Here is an 887-nt window from a genome sequence, read left to right as displayed (position 1 = left end):
CCCGTAATGTTATTGGTGTGAGGTTGTGTATCAACGTCACTGAATAGTTCATATTTGTGAACTTTATGGGGAGGATATTAATGATATTTCAGTCAAATAATGTGACCTAAGTCTTGCGGTTCACTATAGTGCACTGAAAGTGCCTTAAATCGAATAATTTATTGATATTTGTCAATTCTTATGGGTTTGCGATAAAAAAGTTTAACTTTAGTCTTGATGGATGCAGAGATTTATAGTTATATAGTTACATAAAGTTAATTGATTGCCGGGGCTGTTTGATAATTCCTTCGAATGTGTGATGGTGATCAAAGTTAACATTAATGGCCTTTGTGGGGTGCTGATGCACTGCCAGAGAATTAGGTCATTATTAGAAATGCTTTATTGACTATTGTTTTTTAGACGTAGCTTTTAAGGCATTGTTTTATCGTTATTTTTATGGATACTCGAACCCGAGTTCGAGTATTTTTGAGCGACTCATAGTGGGCATAAGATGCCTTTACGGTCGTAATGTTTTGAAACACTATTTAAGAGTAAATTAAGATGAAAACAACGATTCATACAGAGTCAGCACCTGCCGCTATCGGTCCTTATTCACAAGGAACGGCATTTAAAGAGCTGGTTTTTACATCCGGTCAGTTACCGCTAGATCCAACGACGATGGCTTTTGTTGAAGGGGGCATTACCGAGCAAGCTCGCCAATCGCTGTCTAACTTAAAAGCAGTATTAGAGGCGGCTGGCGCGTCTATTGATAGCGTAGTGAAAACCACGTGTTTCCTATCGGATATGGAAAACTTTGTCGCATTCAACGAGGTCTATACGGAAGTGTTTGGTACTGAAAATGCACCATCACGCTCTTGTGTAGAAGCCGCAAGATTGCCGAAAGACGC

1 protein-coding gene is annotated in these 887 nt (G+C 39.3%); it reads left to right on the top strand.

The genetic code is table 11. From position 1 onward, the window contains the following. Positions 1-540: 540 nt before the first annotated feature. Positions 541-887 (top strand): Rid family detoxifying hydrolase (locus MD535_RS25680; protein ID WP_265678119.1); only part of this gene is annotated, 347 nt, incomplete at its 3' end.

Origin of the sequence: Vibrio qingdaonensis (assembly GCF_026191675.1) — a bacterium.
Lineage (GTDB): Bacteria > Pseudomonadota > Gammaproteobacteria > Enterobacterales > Vibrionaceae > Vibrio > Vibrio qingdaonensis.
The sequence above is the reverse complement of the archived record's forward strand: the minus strand, read 5'-3'. Positions and strand labels throughout refer to the sequence as shown.